The organism is Burkholderia sp. 22PA0099, from assembly GCF_047497165.1.
Classification (GTDB): Bacteria; Pseudomonadota; Gammaproteobacteria; order Burkholderiales; family Burkholderiaceae; genus Burkholderia.
On sequence record NZ_CP163164.1, the window covers coordinates 2,857,634 to 2,874,389 of the forward strand.

The window sequence follows — 16,756 nt, forward strand, 5'->3', positions numbered from 1 at the left end:
ATGCCGTCACGCCTACGGCGACGCCGGCGAGCCGTTCATAGGCATCCGAACGACCGATTCCTCCGACGATTCGAGCCATCGAGCGCGAATCGTTCGGAATCCGACGCGGTTTGGATACGACGCGACGTCTCCCGTGTTTTCCCTCCCTGCGCAAGCGGGCGCGAGCCGTTATAACGACCGAAGCGGCGTGCGACCGACATAAAACGACGGGATGGAGGGGGAGATGCCGATGAAATGGCTGGCAGGGCTGCTGATCGTCTTGATCGGCACGGCGGTGGTGGCCGCGCGGAGTTCGGAATCCGATCCGGAGATCGTGCTCGCGGCGGGCTATGGCGCGACGATCGTGATCGGCCTGATCGTCGGCCGGTTGTTATGGGCGCGTGCGGCGCGCAATCGCCGGTGAGGCCGCGGCCGCGCGCCGGCTTCGGTTGGACGGCGAGCGGCGCTTACGGCCCGCTGCGTCCCGCCGCACCGGGCCGCGCCACGGCCCCGCGCACCTCGAACCCCACCTGATCGGCCGGCTTGCCGCTGGCATCGAGCAGTTCGAGCCGATGATGGCCCGGCCACGGCAGCCACGCGACGCGTTCGCCGCGCCCGATCGTGCGGCCGTCGAGTCGCCAGCTGCCGCGTCCGCTGTCGCCCGATACACGCTCGAACCAGACCCGCTGGTTGCGCGGCGGGATGTCGGGGTCGAGCGCGAAGATCGTGCCGTCGGTCGGCGAGGCGATCGCCAGTGGCGCATGCGGGCCGCCGGCACCTGCCGTGGCGGCCGCGTTGCGAAGCCGGCCCGCACCGTCGCGGCGCGCGGCCGGTGCGGTCACCGAAGCCCGCGCCGGCATCCCGCCCGCGCCAGCCGCCAGTTTGACCTCGGCCGTTTCGGTGCCGCTCAGGAACCACTCGTCGCGCGACGGCTCGATCGCGCGCTCGAATGTGACGCGCTCGCTTACCACGCCGGGCGGCGGCTTCGGCGCGACGCTGCCGCCGTCGCGATGCAGCCGCGCGACGATCGCCGCCCACACCGGCGCCGCGCCGGTCACGCCCGACACGTTCCACATCGGCGAACCGTCCGCATTGCCGACCCACACCCCCACCGTGTAGCGCGACGTGTAGCCGACCGCCCAGTTGTCGCGCATGTCCTTGCTGGTGCCGGTCTTGACCGCCGAGAACACGTGCGTGGCGAGCGGGCTGTCGAAGCCGAACGTGCGCGTGCGCGCATTGTTGTCGGCCAGCATGTCGGTGACGATGAAGCTCGCGTCGGCGCTGAACACGCGCTTGGCCGTAGCCTGCGCGGCTACTTGCGCGGCGCTGCGCGGCAGATCGAACGCGGGCCGCGCCAGCCCGCCATTGGCGAGCGCGCGGTAGGCGTTGGCCAGCGTCAGCAGCGTGACGTCGGCGCTGCCGAGCGCGAGGCTGTAGCCGTAGTAGTCGCCCTGTTCCGTGAGTGGCAGGCCGAGCGCGGTCAGCGTGCGCGAGAAGCGGTGCGGCGTGACCAGCACCAGCGTGCGCACGGCCGGCACGTTCAGCGACGAGCCGAGCGCGCTGCGCACGCTGACCCAGCCCTTGAAATCGTGATCGTAGTTCTGCGGCACGTAGAGGCCGCCGCCGGCCGCCAGATCGACGGGTGAATCGTCGAGCAGGGTGGCGCCCGTCAGGCGCCGCTCGTCGATGGCCTGCGCATACAGGAACGGCTTCAGCGTCGAGCCGGCCTGGCGCAGTGCCAGCACCGAATCGACCTCGGGCGCGGCCGATAGCGCGCCCGACGAGCCGACCCAGGCCAGAATGTCGCCGCTGCGGTTGTCGATCACGATGGCCGCGCCGTCCTGCACGTTGCGCGAGCGCGGCGCGGCGCTCAATTCGGTCAGCGCGTGCGTGAGCGCATCGCGGGCGAAGCGTTGCAGGCCGGCGTCGAGCGTCGAGCGGATGCGTGCGCCGGGTTGCGGGCTGGTTTCCGCCGCGATGCGGCGCGCGAAATGCGGCGCGAGCGCCTCGCCGCCGAGGAACGCCGAGGAGGGCGGCGCGGGGCGTGCGAACGCCAGTTGCACGAAGCCGTCGAGGCCGGTGCAGCCGGCCGCCGCCTGCATGTCATGGAGAATCCGGCAGGCACGCTCGGCGACCTTCGGATAGCTGGCGTTCGGCGCGCGGATCAGCGCAGCGGCCACGGCCGATTCGCGTTCGTCGAGGCCGGACGGCGCCTTGCCGAACAGCGTGACCGACAGCGCCGACAGCCCGACCGTCTCGCCGCGAAACGGCACCAGGTTCAGGTAGGCCTCCAGAATCTGATCCTTGCGCCAACTGCGTTCGAGCCACAGCGCATCGATCGCCTGACCGGCTTTCTGCTGCAGCGAACGCTGGCCCGAGCGGCGCGAACTGTCGCCGATCAGCCCGGCCAGTTGCATGGTGACGGTGGAGGCGCCGCGCGTGCGCGAATTCCACAGATTGGCCCATGCGGCCCCGGCGATGCCGCGCCAGTCCACGCCGCTGTGGTCGTAGAAGCGTTTGTCTTCGGAGACGACGATCGCCGCGCGCAGCGCGGGCGACACGTCGGCCAGCGTGACCCAGTCGCCGCGCCGCTCGGCGCTGTCGATGCGGGTGCGCTGCAGCGGCGTGCCGTCGCGTGCGAGCAGCAGCCAGTCGGAGCTGCGGAAATCGCGGCGCACGGCGTCGTAGCCGGGCACGGCGTGGGCCGCGCCCGCGCCGCCGATCAGCGCGGCGGCAGCGAGCACGTGCAGCACGCGCAGCCTGCGCCGCGCGCCGGGACGGCCCGCGCTCACGGCTGCTGCGCCGCGGCCGGCTTCACGACGATCGGCGCGTTCGGCGCCATGCCGTAGGCGGACGGCGCATACAACGCCTCGACGCGCGTCGGCGGCAAGCCGAAGCTGCCGACCGCGTTGAGCCGCATGGTGTACTCGATCGAGGTCTTGCCGGCCGGCAGGTAGCCGTAATACGCGCGGTAGCCGTCCACGTCGCGCTCGATGAACGACGGCCAGGCGCCATCGGACGACGCCTCGCCCTGTGTGGCGATCGCCGAATCGCGGCCCAGGCCCGAGCCCATGATGGTCGCGCCGGCGGGCACCGGATCGTTGACCACCACCCAGGTCATCGCGGCTTGCGCATCGACGTCGAGATGCACGCGCACCAGGTCGCCGCGCGTCAGCGCGCCCTTCACGGCCGGATCGACCGGCGTGACCGTCTTGGTGATCCGGTAGCCGGACACCACCGGCCGCTTGAGCGGCACGGCGGCGAGGCTCTGGATCGTCGCCCACGGTTTGCCGGTTCCGTCCTGCGTCAGCGACAGCGTGAGCGGCGCGTGGCCGGCCGCTGCCGCCGGCCACGGCAGCAGCGCCGTGCGAGCCGGCGCGCTGCGCGTGGCGGCTGACGACTGCGTCACGTTCGACGGTGCCGTCAGTTTGGCCCCCGACGCCTGCACCGGCGCCGAGGCGGCCACGGCCGCTGCCGCGCCGCCCCAGCCGATTCGACGCTCCGCCTCGCCGAGCCGCAACTGCGTCTGGCCCGTCACCGGCGTGTTCTCGTAGGTCTTCGAGAAGCGTTCGACGGCCAGCTCGCCGAGCAGGTTCGAGGTGGTGGTCCGCCACGCGCCGTTGCGTTGCAGCGCGAGCAGGCCCGACACGATGCGCGGCATCTCGTCCTTCCATGCCGGATTGCCGTTGAAGGCCAGCGCGAGCCGCGCCGCGTTGCTGTCGTTGCCGGTCATCAGCCACCAGAGATCGTCGTCGCGCGCGGTCGAGAACACCAGTTGCGTGCCTTGATACGACAGGCGCGCGCGCAGCAGTTGCTCGACCTGGGCGCGTTTCTCGTCGCGCTGCGGGATATCCGCCAGGCGCGACAGGATCGCGTAGTAGTCGAGCAGCGCCGAGGTCGGCCAGCGCTCGGGCGTGATGGCGATCGAGCCGAGCATGCGCGCCTGCGCGGCGTCGTGGCGCGACAGCGCCTCCAGCGCGGCGAGCTTGCGCAGGTCGCGATCCTCGCGCGGCGCCCAGGTGTCGCGCGTGATGCGGCCGTCCACGTAGCTGGCCAGCCCGGCTTCGAGCTGGGTGCGCAGCGCATCGGGCAGGGCGAAGCGCGGGTCGAGTTTGGCCGCCTCGTCGGTGGCGGACAGCAGGTAGGCCGTCAGCGTGGTGCTGCCGTTCTCGCCGCTGTCGGCCGACAGCGGGAAATAGCCCGCCAGGCCGTCGCGGTCGAGATAGGCCGGCATCTGCGCGATCACGGCCTGCCACATCGCCGGATCATGCAGGCCGAGCGCGCGCGAGGTCTGCTGTTCGAGGCAGCGATACGGATACTGCTGGAACCAGCGCGTCACGCCGGGCAGGCCGTCGGCGAGCTTCGATTGCAGCGCGACCGAGATGCCGCCGCGTGCAATGCCGTTGCTGCCGGCGGCCGCATCGGCCGGGGCCGCGATCGGCAACGAGAAGCTGCCGTCGATCTGCGTCAGCGTGGCCTGCTGCACCGTGACCGGCACGGCGGGCACCACGCGCTGGGTGATCTTCAGCGCGTCGGCCGCGTGTGCGCCGCCTTGCTCGGCGGCGGCGATCGACCACGGCAGCGCACCGCCGGCGTCGCCCGCGCCGTTCGGCACGGCCACGCGCCACGACACCTCGCGCGAGGCGCCGGCGGCCAGCTCCACGGTTTGCGCGGGCAAGTCGAGCCCCGGCGCGTTCGGCGTGACGACCACCTTCATCGCGCGCGAGGTGGTGTTGCGCAGCGTGAACGGCGCGACCAGTGCATCGCCTTCGCGCACCAGCGGCGGCAGGCCCGAGATCAATTGCAGATCCTGGGTGCTGCGCACGCTGGCGCGGCCGGTGCCGAAGCGGTCGGCGCCGACCGAGGCCACGGCGACGATCGTGAAGCGCGTCAGCGCATCGTTGAGCTTGACGTCGAGTTTGGCTTCGCCGTTCGCGTCGAGCGTCACGCGCGGATTCCACAGCAGCAGCGTGTCGAACAGCTCGCGGGTGGGCGCGGTGCCGCCGCCACCGCCGGCCGGCACCGCCTTGCGGCCGAAGTGGCGGCGCCCGACGATTTCCATCTGCGCGGTGGCGGTTTCGACGCCGTAGCCGCGCCGTTGCAGCATCGCGCCGAGCAGGTCCCAACTGGTGTTCGGCATCAGTTCGAGCAGCGCGTCGTCCACGGCGGCCACGGCGATCTGCGTGCCGGCCGGCGCGGGCTTGCCGTCGGGCATGCGCACCGCCACCTTGACGTGCGCGGTGCCGCGCACCGGGTAGCTGGCCGCATCGGGCGTGACGGTCACGCCGAGCTGATGCGAGGCCGTGCCGACCTTGATCTCGGCCAGCCCGTAACGGAACGCCGGCTTCGACAGGTCGACGAGCGGGGTAGGCGGCACGTAGTGGCGGCCCTCGTTCCAGAACGCATGCGCCCAGTCGACCGGCGTCTTCCAGCCCCACGTGAAGAACGAATACCAGGGCACCTCGCGCAGCCGGCCGCGCAGCGCCAGCACCGACACGTAGACGTTCGGCCCCCAGGTCTTGTCCACCTTCAATTCGACGGTCGGATCGCGCCCGTTCAGTTGCACGACGTGCGTTTCCATCACGCCCGAGCGTTCGACAGCCACCAGCGCCGTGGCGAAGCGGAACGGCATGCGTACCTGGAAGCGCGCCGTTTCGCCCGGTTCGTACGACGGTTTTTCGGGGATCAGGTCGATCCGGTCGGTGTTGTTGCCGCCGAACCAGAGGTCGTCCTCGCGCACCACCCACACCGACGTGCTGCCGGTCGCGGCGCGGTCCGAACCGTCCTTGACCACCGCCACCAGCGACACTTCGCCGGCATCCTTGAGCTTGGCGTCGCAGGCGAAGCGGCCCTTGTCGTCGGTCTTGCCGCTGCACAGCGCGCCGAGGTCGCGCGTTTCGCTGCGGTTGTCGTAGCTGTAGAAGCCGCCGACCATGCGCTTGCGCGACGAGGTCGTGATGCGCGCATAGCCGTGCACTTCCACCTGCGCGCCGGCGTGCGGCTTGCCGTCCAGATCGACGGCCAGCGCGGTGACGGGCACCGAATCGCCTACCGCCACCCAGTGCCCGGCCTTGATGCCGGCCGCCAGCGCGGCGGGCCACAGCGTGGTGTCGTTGCGGATCGTCTGGATCTCGCCGTTCGGGTCGGCGAACGTCGCTTCGAGCGCCAGGCGCTTCGGCGCATCGACCTTCGGCAGCGATTTCAGCGTGAGTGAGCCTGCGCCGTTGCGGTCGAGCGTGACGGGCAGCTTGTCGGCCACCAGTTTCGGCGCGTCGGGATCGGGGCCGGAGCTGGCGGCGCTGCTGTCGTCGCTGTCGTCATCGTCGCTCGCGCCGGCGTCCGAGCCGGGCTGTTCCGGGCGGTACGGGCTGAACGAGAAATCGGGGTAGCGGTCGGCGAAGGCCGGGGTGGCGGGGCGCACCAGCGCCGACACGCGCACCGGCAGGTTCGAGGCCGGGCCGCCCGACACGTAGTCGAGCTGCACCGTCACGGGGGCTTCGCCGGCGCCGACCAGCGGGCTGGTCTTGGCGTCGCGCACGGCCACCGTGCCCTTGAACACCGGCAGGCGGAACGCCTCGACGCGGAACGAGCCGGCATCGTAGGCGACGTGCGAATCATCCTGATCGTCGCGGCCGGAAGCGGCCGGCTGGCCGCCCGCATCGGTGCCGCCGTAGTCGAGCGAGACGGTGTATTCGCCGAGCTTGGCGCCGGCCGGCAGCGTGATGCTCGAATCGGCCGTGTGATCGGCGGCCCACACGAGCGGCTGCTCGTAGGTGTCGCCGCTGCCTTCGTGGCGAATCGTCACGCGGTTCGGGTAGCGCTTCGGGAAGCCGAGCGTGTCGAGCATCTCGGTGCGCAGGTAGTGCTTCATCGACACCGTTTCGCCGGCCCGCACCAGCATCCGGTCGAACACGGTGTGCGCGACCACGTTCGGGCGCGCCGAGCGATCGGTCGGCACGTCGAAGCGCCACGATTCGATGCCGCGGTTCCAGTCGTCGATGACGAACGCCATGTCCGGGCCGGTTGCGGGGTCGTTGACGCGCGCCGACACGAACGTGTTGCGGAAGCCGCTTTCGTAGTTGCACGAATGCAGTTCGGCGAGCGGGCCGTCGATCTTGAGCAGGCCCTGCGCATCGGTGCGGCCCGAGGCGAGCGCTTCGCCGTTGCAGTCCGACACGCGGATCTCCGCGTTCGGCACCGGCTTGCCCTTGTCGAGCGTGGTGACCCACACGAGGCTGTTGTCGCGGCCGCGCTTGAAATGCACGCCGAGGTTCGTGACCAGCACGGTGGTGCGCACGTACATCGCGCCGGGCTTGGCCATCAGCGAACGGCCGAGCGCCGGCGAGGCCAGTTCGAGCACGTAGAAGCCGGGCTTCGGGATCGGCACGCCGACCACCTCGAACGGGCGCAGCGTGGCCGGATCGGCCTTCGGCAGCGTCAGGCGCTGGAGCTGCGGCTCGCCGGCCAGCAGCGACAGCGAGCGCACGTCGACGATCCGCTGCTTGCCGACCGGCGGCTTCTCGCCTTCGGCCGGCGGCACGAACACCGGGTGTTTGGCGTGTTCGAACAGGCCGGGTCGCAGCTTGTCGAGGCTGCCGACCGACATGCCGATGGTGTCGAGCTGGTCGACCGTGCGCATCCAGTCGCGGATCGCGTTGTCGTCTTCCACGCGGATATTGGCGAACTCGGCCTGGCCGGCGTTGAGGCCGGCGATCTTCAGGTCGGCTTCCACGTTGCGCAGCGTCACGGGCACCAGCGCCGGCGAATCGGGCTCGGCGTAGCGCTCGATGATGCCGAACGTCGACGACGAGAATTTCGCGAGCGGCGGCATGGCTGCGGTGCGTGTTTTCAGCGGGAACAGGTCGGCGTTGGCGAGGCGGCGGCCGCTGTCGTCGGTCAGGCCGTCGGGCAGCGTGACCGTGAGGTTGGCGTTGTCGGGCAGCGGCGCGGCGAATTCGACGGCGCGCGTGTCGCCGGCCTTGTCGTCGGGCTTGAAGGTCGGGGCGATCGCGCCATCCGGGCCTTGGAGGCGCAGCTTCTCGGCATTGGCGCGCGTGATCGGCGCGTTGAATTCGATGCGAACCGGGCGCAGCGGCGTGCAGGCCGCCTTGGCGTTTTCGCGCTCGCAACTGAAGTTGGCCGCGAACGGCTCGCGCACGCGGAAATCGAAGCGCTTCTCGGTGCCGTTGGCCACGCCGTTCGGGCCTTTCACGCCGGCGCCGAACACCAGCTGCATCGGCTGGCCGGGCGGCAGGGTTTGCGCGCAACCGAGCGTCAGCACGCGGGCGGCATCCTTCTTCCAGTGGAAGTGGTCGAGCAGTTGCGCGCGCGTGTCGGTGTCGGCGAGCTTGACCGGAATGCGGTTGCCGATGCCGGTGGCTTCGCACCAGACGTTGTCGCGCACGGAGGCGTCGGTCGCCGCGCCGGTCAGCTTCAGCACGAACTGCTGGCCTTCCTCGATCTCGGTGCGGCCGGGGCGGATTTCGGACGGGTAGGGACCGCTGGTCTGGAACGTGAAGCGGCGCGGGCCGGTCACGTCGTGGCCGGCGCTCGAGCGGAGCTTGTCCTCCAGCGTCACGGTACAGCGCACCGATGCGGGCAGATCCTGCGCGAACTGCGCGAGCCAGGTGCGATCGTCGTTCCACACCGCGTCGTATTTCGAGTTGGCCGGATCGTCGCAGGTGACTTGCGCCGGGGCCGGCAGCGATGGCGAACCGAACGCCACCATCGGTTCATCGAACTTGATCACTACCTGACGGACATCGGGCGTCGAGCCTTGCGGCGATACGCTGACGATTTTCGCCGCGTCCGCCGGCCAGCCAAAACCGGCACCGAGCCCCGCTGCGAGCGCCAGGGCGGCACTCCAATACACGATTTTTTTTGATGTGTTCTGCTTCATCGCTGACCCGCCCTCGGAAGGCATGCTTTTCGGAATGCCTGCGATTCTAACCGACCCCTTTCAGGTGCCAGGTCACAATTTTTGTCGCATTAGCACGATTGCGTTGCACCGAAAAGCCCTGTGGTGCACGCCCGACAAACCGGCGATCGGTACGGTTTATCCAGTAGACCGTAACAATCCTTCGCCTATAAAGAGATTGTCCTGCCCGCCTCAAGCGCGTACATTTCCGGTCCGCGCGGCCCGGTGAGGCCGGAAAACCGGCTGCCCGGCGCGTGGATGTGAAACCGGCGGCCGTCGGTTCGCGAGTGGGCGACGCATCGCGGCAATGCGCGGTGCAGGGATCGAACCGGTCGTCGACAACAAGAACACCGCACTTGCCCGCCCGAACGGCGGCCGCAGCGTGCGTCCGGAACACGTTCCGGCTGGCCGCGCGTGCCAGGCGCGACAGCGCCGCACGGGCCGCCGGAAGTGCCAATCAATCTGAGAGACAAACAGGCTGGGGATATGACACTTCGAAAGACCTCCATCGCGGCGCTGATCGTCGCCATGCCGGCTGCCGCGTTCGCGCAGTCGAGCGTCACGCTCTACGGCCGGATCGACGGCGGCGTGGAGTACCTGAACCACATCGCGAACCCGTCGGGCACGGGCAGCAGCACGCGCTGGAGCGCCGAGGGCGGCGACTGGGGCACCAGCATGTTCGGCCTGAAGGGCACGGAAGATCTGGGCGGCGGCACCTCGACGATCTTCGACCTCGAAACCGCATTCCAGGTCATGAACGGCACCACCGGCGGCGGGCGGATGTTTTCGCGGCGCGCCTATGTGGGCTTGAAGAACAACGAGTGGGGCACGCTGCAGGCCGGTCGCAACCTGTTCATCGACAGCGACGGCGTGTGGGAATTCGATCCGTTCGTGCAGCAGGCGTTTTCGTCGGCATCGCTGGTGCGCGGCCGCAACTGGCAGCAGACCAGCAACAACATCGAGTATCACAGCCCGGTGTGGAACGGCTTCGACGTGCAGGGGCAATACGCGTTCGGCAACCAGACCAGCTTCAACACCGGCCCGGCCAACGATTTCGGCCGCTCGGAAGGCATCATGCTGTCGTATCACTCGGCGCTGTTCGACGTGCGCGGCATCTATGACGAGCTGCGCAACAACAACGGCAAGATGGACAACATCTTCACGGCGTCGCGCGAGTATTTCGTCGGCACCAACGTCTACGTGCAGAAGTTCAAGATCCAGGCCGCCTACACGCATTACTCGGCGCCGGACACGCCGCAAGGCCTGGCCGACCGCGCCGATCACATCTGGCTCGGCGCGACCTACTCGGCCACGCCGGCCTGGGCCGTGACGGGCGGCGGCTATTACGTTCGGGTGGGCAGCGGCAACGGCGACGCCACGCACGACCCGTCGGGCCACGCGATCATGTACGTGCTCGGCACCACCTACAACCTGTCGAAGCGCACGTTCCTGTACGGAACGGTGGCCTACATGCGCAACGGCGGGAATTCGAACTTCGGCCTGATCGCCTCGACGCGCGATTCCACTTCGACCAACCCGTTGACGGGCGAATCGCAGACGGGCGCCTACGTCGGGATCATGCACAACTTCTGAGGCAAGGCGGGAAAAAGGAAGCGGCCGGTTCGCACCGGCCGTGAATTGAACTGCTTGCGTGTTTCACTCGCATCGCCCGGCGCGGCTTCGGCCGCGGGCCGGGCGATGTGCCGTTCGGCACCCGGCGATCAGTCGCCGGCGGTCCACTCGACGTTGGCGCCGACCGAACGCAGGTTCTCGACGAAGCGCGGATGCGCGCGGCGGATCGGCTGCGCGTTGAGGATTTCGGAGCGGCCCTCGATGCTCGCGGCCACCATCAGCAGCGCGATCGCGACGCGGATGATGTACGGGCTTTCGACGCGCGCCGGTGTCAGCGGCAGGCCGCCGAACGTGATCAGGCGGTGCGGGTCCGACTGGAACACGTGCGCGCCGAACTTCGACAGCTCGCCCGTCCAGCCCATCGCGCCGTCGTACACCTTGTTCCAGAACATCACGCTGCCTTCGGACTTCACGCCGAGCGCGATGAAGATCGGCAGCAGATCGACCGGCAGATACGGCCACGGCGCGGCCTCGATCTTGGTCAGGATGTTCTGCGTGAACGGCTTCTTGACGCGCATCACGCCGTCGCGCTGGGCGCGCGACCAGCCGTTTGCGTGCGTGACCTGCACGCCGAGCTTGGCGAACGTGCGGTCGATCAGCGGGAACATTTCGGGGCCGCTGTTGCGCACGGCGATGTCGCCGCCCGTGATTGCGCCGAGCGCGAGGAACGTGGCGATTTCGTGGAAATCCTCGGCGAAGCGGTGTTCGCCGCCGCCGAGCTTGCCGCCGCCCTGCACGCGCACGTGCGAGGTGCCGATGCCTTCGATCGGCACGCCGAGCAATTCGAGGAAGTGGCAGAACTCCTGGACGTGCGGCTCGGACGCGGCGTTGACCAGCGTCGAGACGCCGGCCGCGGCGGTGGCGCACAGCACGAAGTTCTCGGTGGTGGTGACCGACGCGTAATCGAGCCAGTGATCGTTGGCCGTCAGCGGGCCGGACGCGCGCACGATCAGCGAATCGGTGGTGCGCTCGATGATGGCGCCGAAGCGCTCGAACACCTCGACGTGCGGATCGATCTCGCGCACGCCGAGCGTGCAGCCCTTCACGTCGCTCTCGAGCCGCGCCACGCCGAAGCGCGCGAGCAGCGGCGGCACCAGCATGATCGACGAACGCATTTCCTCGGGCAGGCGGTGCACGGCCGGATCGAATGTCGTGTCGCGGTGATGCAGGTCGAGCACGCCGCTGGCGAAATCCATCGACACGTCGCTGCCGAGCGTGCGGAAGATGTCGAGGATCTTGCGCACGTCGGTGATGTCGGGCACGCCGACGAGCCGCAGCGGCTGATCGGTCAGCAGGGTCGAGCAGAGAATCGGGAGGACGGCGTTTTTATTGGCGGACGGCGTGATTTCCCCGCGTAGCGGAGTGCCGCCGTGAACGATCAGATTCGACATATTTCGGCGCGATTGGAATGAAAGATGGCGCAAGGCTCGTATCATGCCACCGTTTCGTCATGCGGCGCGAGCAACCGGGTGGTCGGGAGGGAATGTGGGACAGCGCGGGGGCGATTCGGCGCGGTGATATCCAATTCGCACCCCAATAAAACAAAAACCTCGCCGAAGCGAGGTTGAAGCGAGGCCGGGCGCCGATCAGGCTTTGCGTGGACCTATCGAAGCGGCGCTCGGCCCGAACGCCGTGCGTGTTACAGGCAGGCGTTCAGGTCGGCAGCGGCCGGGCTGGCGGCATCGCCCACCGAGCGGAAGCCCACCCAGGTGGCCGAGCCGGCCGAGCGAGCCGGGCGCACCAGGGCGGCGGCGCCGTTAGGCGGCTGTTGGCCCGGGACGTAGACATCCATGGCCTGGCCGTTGGCGAGCACGTTCTGCGAGACCACGGTTTGTTGGGACTTGTCGGCCCAGGCCTTCGCGATACAGGCGGAAACCTCCTGGGCGGGTTTCTGGCTTTGACCGACGTTCTGGATCGTCCACTGGGGTTGCTGTTGCGCGAAAGCGGAAGCGGCGACGGTCAGTGCGATAAGCGGCAGCAGTTTCTTCACGTTATCTCCTTGTTCGGTCGTTGGTACGAACCGCGCGCTTGTGTACCTCAGCGCGCCGGTAGTGACTACGAAAGTGTCAGATCACATGTTCGCCGATCCGTTCCGGGAAGTGCGCAACAGTTTGTTAAGTTGCATGCCGAAACGTGACGAGACGTATCCAGGTGTTTCCGAGATAGAGAACCGTGATCGCAGATCTGGCGAGGCGGATAGGGAGGAGAGGCGGTCAACGGGAGGGTCAAGGCGAAATCCGCCGTCAGCCTACGCCCCGGCTCTTCGGCCGATGGCGCAGTGTGCTTGCTGAACGGTGGCCCCGTCGCATTTGCACGCATGATCGCAAAAAATGCGGCACACGACTGTCAAGCACATATAAATACATCGCGACAATCGTGACATCTTCAAACGGGGCCGGGCACGCATTTGCGTGACGTGTTCGGGTGCCGAAAACCGCCGTTCAGCGCGCGCGTACCAGCCGACGCGCCGGGCGGGCCGGCCGCATGGCGTGAAAGCGTTCGCGCTTGTGTTCCTCGTCGAAATGGCGCAAGGCCGGCTTGACCAGGTCGCTGCGCGACACGATGCCGGCAAGCTGCCGCGTGTGCGGGTCCGTCAGCACCGGCAGTCGCTCCAGTTCGTGTACTGCCAGCCGGGTGGCGACGAGCCGGCACGTTTCGTCGGCCAGCGCGTACGCGCCGCGCGAGGCGCCGTGCAACGCGTCGCCGAGCGTCGCGTCGGGGCCGGCGGCGGCGTGGATTCGCTCCAGCGTTGCGCGGTCGAGCATCGTCACGAACGCGCCGTCGCGCAGCACCGGATAGGCGCGATGGCGCTGATCGGCGGCAAAGCCGGCCTGGCGCGCCGCGGAGATCGTCATGGCGGCGTCGAGCGTGGTCGCCTCGCGTGTCATGACGTCGGCGACGTGATGGCGTTCGAGCGGATCGACGCCGTATTCGCGATAGATGTGATAGCCGCGCCGCGCGATTTTCTCGGTCATGATCGAGCGCCGCATCACCACGGCCGAGAAGCCGTGCGCCACCAGCGTGGCCGCCAGCAGCGGCAGCAGCGCGTTGGCGTCGTGCGTGAGGCCGAACGCGAACACCACGGCCGTCAGCGGCGCACCGAGCGTGGCGCCGAGCGTGGCCGCCATGCACACCAGCGGCCACAGCGCCGGATCGTTGCCGGGCAGCACCGCGCCGATCACCGTGCCGAGCCCCGCGCCGAGCATCAGCAGCGGCGCGAGCACGCCGCCCGAAGTGCCCGAGCCGAGCGCGACGACCCAGATCAGCGCCTTCACGGCCAGGATCGCCAGCACCACCTGCAAGGCCAGATGGCCGTGCAGCAAGTCGCCGATCACGTCGTAACCCACGCCGAACGCGCGCGGTTCGAGCCAGCCGCCAATGCCCACCACGACGCCGCCGAGCGCGGGCCACCACATCCAGTGCAGCGGCAGCTTGCCGAACGCATCCTCGGTGCGATAGAGCGCGGCCGACAGCCCGCTGGCCAACGCGCCCGACAGCAGCCCCGCGAGCAGGCAGATGCCGAGCGCCGAGGTGGAGGGGGCCGCGGTGGTCAGCGGGAACAAGGGCTCGGCGCCGAAGCACAGGGCACGCGCGAAGCCGGCCACCGCGCAGGCCAGCGCGACCGGCAGGAAACTGCGCGGACGCCATTCGAACAGCAGCAATTCCACGGCAAGCAGCACGGCGGCCACCGGCGTGCCGAACACGGCCGTCATGCCGGCCGCGGCGCCGGCCACCAGCAGCGTCTTGCGCTCGGCCGCCGTCACCTTGAAGCACTGTGCGATCAACGAACCGAGTGCGCCGCCCGTCATGATGATCGGCCCTTCCGCGCCGAACGGCCCGCCGCTGCCGATCACGATGCCCGACGAGAGCGGCTTGAGTACCGCCACCTTCGGCGACATCCGGCTCTTGCCGAACAGGATCGCCTCGATCGCCTCCGGAATGCCGTGACCGCGAATCTTCTCCGAGCCGTAGCGCGCGATCATGCCGACGATCAGCCCGCCGATCACCGGCACTCCGATCACCCACGCGCCGAGCGTATGGCCGGCAGGCGAGCGGTCGGCGAACGACCCGTGGCCGAAGAAGAACAGGTTCGTGAACAGGTGGATCAGGTTCAGCAGCACGACCGCGGCGAGCGTGCTGGTCACGCCGATCACGGCGGCGAGCATGGCGATACGGGGCAGGCGGACATTGGGCGCGAAATCGCGCTGGTGCGGGGCGGCGTGCATGGCGGGCAACGGGACGATAAGGGAATCAGTAGTCGATTTGCGGCACCTGGAAGGCGCCGCGCAAGGATTTCAGTTCGGCACGATGCAGCGCGGCGAGGCGTGTCAGCACGGTCTCGCCGGCTTCGAGCAGATGCACTTCCACCTGGCGCCGGTCGCTTGCGCTGGTGCGGCGCTGCACGAGGCCAAGCGCCTCGCAACGCGACACCAGCGCGACCACGCCGTGATGCTGGGCTTGCAGCCGTTCGGCCAGCTCGCCGATCGTGGCCCATTCGCGGGCCGGGAAGCCCTTGATATGCAACAGCAACAGGTACTGGAGCGGCGTCACGCCTTCGCTCTGGGCGGCGCGCTCAGAGAAGCGTTCGAAGCGCCGCATGTGATAACGGAAGTCGGACAGTTGCTCGAAATCGCGCTTCTGCAGCAAGGGGTTCGTGTCGCTCATCGGAATTCCTGATGGCCCGTCTCGGGCGGAATCGGTGAATATATCATGACGTGATATAAATGGTCGTATTTCGGCGTTCGGGGGCAGGGCAGGACGCATCGGGTTCTCTCTGCGTTGTCGGTCAGGCGGCCGTCAGCACCTGTGTGCGCCGGTACAAACCGGCAATCAGATCGGCTTGCGTGACCAGCCCGACCGGGCGCGCGGCGGCATCCACCACCACGATCACCGGCTCGCCGGCTTCGGCGAACAGCGGCACGAGATCGGTGATCGGTTCGGTCGACAGGATGGTTGGCGTGTCGACGTTCAGCAGGCCGGCAAGCGCCGGACCCCGTTTCGTGTCGATGGCGGCGGGATCGGCCGCGCCGCTGACGGTGAGCGTGTCGCGCGTGACGATGCCGAGCAGGCGTTGCGCGGCATCGACCACCGGCAGGGCATCGGCGCCGAGCCTGTCCAGCGCGGCCAGTGCATCGGTGGCGCGCGTGTCGGCGCTCAGGCGGGCTTCGGGGTGCGCGGCGATGTCCGCGCAGCAGAGCGCGCCGAAGGTGCGGGCGTAGGCGTGCAGCTCGGTTTCGCGCAGCAGCGCGTCGAGATCGTCCGTCGACACGTCGAGCCATTCGGTTCGGCGCTTCAGCACCGCTTCGAGATCCTCGCGCGAGAAGCCACGTGCCGGCGCCTGTTGAGCCTCGCGTGGTGCGGCGGCACGGTGCGGGTAGCGGTGGCCGGTCAGCGCGTGATAAACGATCGCGGCCAGCAGCAACGCGGCCGATTGCACGGCGATCGGCTCCAGCACGAAACCGAAACCGAGCGCATGCACGGCCGGCCCGCCGACCACGGCGGTCAGCGCCACCGCGCCCGACGGCGGATGCACGCAGCGCAACGCCAGCATCGCACCAACGGCCAGCGCGATCGCCAGTGCGGCAGCGCCGATCGGGTCCGGAATCCAGCGCGCGCAGGCCACGCCAACGGTGGCCGCCACCAGGTTGCCGCCCAGCAGCGACCACGGCTGCGCGAGCGGGCTGGCCGGCACCGCGAACAGCAGCACCGCCGACGCGCCCATTGGCGCCACCAGCAACGGCATCGCCTCGGGGATGCCGGGCAGCATGCGCATCGTGAGCCCCACGCAGGCGATCCCGACCAGCGCGCCGACGCACGAACGCAGCCGCTCGCGCGCACTCAGCGTGACGGGTGCCGGTGCGAAACCGAGCAGCCAGGCGCGCAGGCGCGAAGCGGTCGACACGGGGGGGTGCGAGGTAACGGATGACATGGCGAAACCGTTGGGCGGCAGTCGGGTGAGCGCGAATTGTATCTCAATATGATATTTATCATGGTGCATCGGCGCTAAAGCGGTGCGTCTTTGCTCCGTTTTGATACGAAAACGTTCGGCTTCGGTGCGATTGGCGCAAAGTTTCGTAACAGAAGGCGAGGCGCGCAGCTAGACGAACCGTATGAAGTCGTGATGAATCGGGCACGCCATGTATTGCGAGCAGGCGTACAATTCGCGCCAATCTGGTTGCTTCACATTCAATTCCAAAACATGCCGCTCGCGATACCGTCCTCCTGCCC

At 68.9% G+C, this 16,756-nt stretch carries 9 protein-coding genes; 2 read left to right on the top strand and 7 right to left on the bottom strand.

What is annotated here, in order from left to right:
• Window positions 1–229: 229 nt before the first annotated feature.
• Window positions 230–403 (top strand): hypothetical protein, encoded by a 174-nt coding sequence (locus tag AB4851_RS12695; protein WP_414439313.1) that lies wholly within the window; start codon window positions 230–232, stop codon window positions 401–403.
• Between the two features lie 43 nt (window positions 404–446).
• Here AB4851_RS12695 and pbpC read toward each other — a convergent pair whose 3' ends face one another.
• Window positions 447–2,771 (bottom strand): penicillin-binding protein 1C, encoded by a 2,325-nt coding sequence (gene pbpC, locus AB4851_RS12700; protein ID WP_414447490.1) that lies wholly within the window; start codon window positions 2,769–2,771, stop codon window positions 447–449.
• Complete coding sequence (locus AB4851_RS12705) at window positions 2,768–8,878, bottom strand: MG2 domain-containing protein (RefSeq protein ID WP_414447491.1); 6,111 nt, start codon at window positions 8,876–8,878, stop codon at window positions 2,768–2,770. The genes pbpC and AB4851_RS12705 overlap by 4 nt, the downstream gene beginning before the upstream one ends.
• Window positions 8,879–9,382: 504 nt before the next feature.
• Here AB4851_RS12705 and AB4851_RS12710 point away from each other — a divergent pair.
• Window positions 9,383–10,489: a porin gene (locus AB4851_RS12710; protein WP_414439310.1), complete on the top strand. Its 1,107-nt coding sequence runs from the start codon at window positions 9,383–9,385 to the stop codon at window positions 10,487–10,489.
• Between the two features lie 128 nt (window positions 10,490–10,617).
• Here the strand turns inward: AB4851_RS12710 and AB4851_RS12715 are convergent, their stop codons facing one another.
• The 5 genes from AB4851_RS12715 to AB4851_RS12735 all read right to left on the bottom strand — a co-directional run bounded on the left by AB4851_RS12715 (window position 10,618) and on the right by AB4851_RS12735 (window position 16,457).
• Window positions 10,618–11,919 carry a UDP-N-acetylglucosamine 1-carboxyvinyltransferase gene (locus tag AB4851_RS12715; RefSeq protein ID WP_414447492.1) on the bottom strand — a complete coding sequence of 434 codons (1,302 nt, stop codon included), beginning with the start codon at window positions 11,917–11,919 and terminating at the stop codon, window positions 10,618–10,620.
• A 248-nt stretch (window positions 11,920–12,167) separates the two neighbouring features.
• On the bottom strand, window positions 12,168–12,518 hold the full coding sequence (locus AB4851_RS12720) for a hypothetical protein (RefSeq protein ID WP_414447493.1): 351 nt from the start codon (window positions 12,516–12,518) through the stop codon (window positions 12,168–12,170).
• A 451-nt stretch (window positions 12,519–12,969) separates the two neighbouring features.
• The gene (locus AB4851_RS12725) at window positions 12,970–14,754 is read right to left on the bottom strand and encodes a chloride channel protein (protein ID WP_414447494.1); all 1,785 of its coding nucleotides are present in this window, start codon (window positions 14,752–14,754) and stop codon (window positions 12,970–12,972) included.
• A gap of 25 nt (window positions 14,755–14,779) precedes the next feature.
• The gene (locus AB4851_RS12730; RefSeq protein WP_414447495.1) at window positions 14,780–15,193 is read right to left on the bottom strand and encodes a MarR family winged helix-turn-helix transcriptional regulator; all 414 of its coding nucleotides are present in this window, start codon (window positions 15,191–15,193) and stop codon (window positions 14,780–14,782) included.
• 121 nt (window positions 15,194–15,314) lie between these two features.
• Window positions 15,315–16,457 carry an HPP family protein gene (locus AB4851_RS12735; RefSeq protein ID WP_414447496.1) on the bottom strand — a complete coding sequence of 381 codons (1,143 nt, stop codon included), beginning with the start codon at window positions 16,455–16,457 and terminating at the stop codon, window positions 15,315–15,317.
• Between the last annotated feature and the right edge of the window lie 299 nt (window positions 16,458–16,756).

Coding starts and splice junctions, on each gene's coding strand:
- AB4851_RS12695 (WP_414439313.1), top strand. CDS start 230: ATGAAATGGCTGGCAGGGCTGCTGATCGTCTTGATCGGCACGGCGGTG.
- AB4851_RS12735 (WP_414447496.1), bottom strand. CDS start 16,457: ATGTCATCCGTTACCTCGCACCCCCCCGTGTCGACCGCTTCGCGCCTG.
- AB4851_RS12725 (WP_414447494.1), bottom strand. CDS start 14,754: ATGCACGCCGCCCCGCACCAGCGCGATTTCGCGCCCAATGTCCGCCTG.
- AB4851_RS12730 (WP_414447495.1), bottom strand. CDS start 15,193: ATGAGCGACACGAACCCCTTGCTGCAGAAGCGCGATTTCGAGCAACTG.
- AB4851_RS12705 (WP_414447491.1), bottom strand. CDS start 8,878: ATGAAGCAGAACACATCAAAAAAAATCGTGTATTGGAGTGCCGCCCTG.
- AB4851_RS12710 (WP_414439310.1), top strand. CDS start 9,383: ATGACACTTCGAAAGACCTCCATCGCGGCGCTGATCGTCGCCATGCCG.
- AB4851_RS12715 (WP_414447492.1), bottom strand. CDS start 11,919: ATGTCGAATCTGATCGTTCACGGCGGCACTCCGCTACGCGGGGAAATC.